The following is a 1,321-nucleotide window of genomic DNA, read 5'->3' as shown; positions in this document are numbered from 1 at the left end:
CTCGCCAGGGAGTTGTGCTCCAGGGAGAGCTTTGCGATAGCCTATGGTCTTCGAATACTGGCGTGGATGCGTGCATGATGCGCCCCTCATGAAACAGGACACCCCTTTATGGCGTTAGGTTTTTTCAGAAGAAAAAGGGCCGACACGGGAAAGGATCCCTGCACTTCTCCGGTCTATGGGGAGATGGCAGACAAACAAACCAAGTACGAAGCCCTGGTGCACGCCCTGCACGGGGACATCTACCGCTACGCCTACTGGCTGTGCCGGGATCCGCAAATCGCCGACGATCTGGTGCAGGAGACTTTCCTGCGCGCCTGGAAGGCGATAGATACCCTGCTGGACGACAAGGCTGCCAAGGCGTGGCTCATCACCATATTGCGGCGGGAGAATGCCCGCCGCTTTGAGCGAAAGCAGTTCGATCTTGTCGACCTCGACGAGCACCCCCTGCGGGATCAGGGTGTCCTGCCAAGCGAGCAGGAGATGGAGCACGAATGGCTCAGGCGCCACATCGCCCGCCTGCCTGCCGAGTATCAGGAGCCGCTGCTGCTGCAGGTACTGGGGGGATTCAGCGGGGAGGAGATCGCCGAGCAACTCGGCCTGAACAAGAACACCGTCATGACAAGGCTGTTTCGCGCTCGCAACCAGATAAAAGAGGCCATGGAGTCTGCGAAACAACAGAGAGGACACACCAATGGATGAGCTTGAATTTCGCCGCCGGGCCATCACTCACCCCTCGGACAGGGATCCCGCCTTCTTGAAAGCCGCCGAGGCGTCACCGGCCAATCGCAAGCATCTGGACGAGATGCAGCAGCTCGAGCGCCAGGTGCGCAGCACTCTGGAAGTGGACGTACCGGCCGGTCTTGCGGAGCGGATCCTGCTCAGGCAGGCGATGGCAGCCGAAGAGGAGCAGGTGGTCCCGCTGCCCGTCACTCCTGCACGCACGCAATGGCGCGCTCTGGCCATCGCAGCCTCGGTCGCCTTCCTGCTCGGCATGAGCACCCGCTGGATCAGCTGGCCTGTGGCACCGGACACCCTGTCGCTGGCTCAGGTCGCCATGTCCCACGTTTATGGGGAAGAGCCCTTCATTCATGCGGTGGATGAGCGGGTCAGCCTGCACACCATCAACGCAAAAATGGAGAAATATGGTGCCACCCTGAGCGAGATGCCGGGCATGAAGGTAACCTATGTCAACCACTGCGCCTTCTACCAGGGACCGGCCCTGCACATGGTGCTCCAGGGCAAAATGGGACCGGTCACCCTGTTCCTCGTCCCCAAGCATCTGCCACTGACGATCCAGTCCGATTTTGCAGACGGGACCCTC

General features: G+C 60.8%; 2 protein-coding genes. Both read left to right on the top strand.

The window, feature by feature from the left end; genetic code table 11:
- The first annotated feature begins 108 nt into the window (after nucleotides 1–108).
- Complete coding sequence (locus tag PG892_RS22280; protein ID WP_198497874.1) at nucleotides 109–699, top strand: sigma-70 family RNA polymerase sigma factor; 591 nt, start codon at nucleotides 109–111, stop codon at nucleotides 697–699.
- The coding region (locus PG892_RS22275; RefSeq protein WP_270825907.1) for a DUF3379 family protein at nucleotides 692–1,321 on the top strand (630 nt) is incomplete at its 3' end. The genes PG892_RS22280 and PG892_RS22275, both read left to right, overlap by 8 nt.

The organism is Aeromonas sp. QDB68, assembly GCF_027707405.1.
GTDB lineage: Bacteria > Pseudomonadota > Gammaproteobacteria > Enterobacterales > Aeromonadaceae > Aeromonas > Aeromonas caviae.
This window is presented reverse-complemented; position numbering and strand designations above follow the sequence as displayed.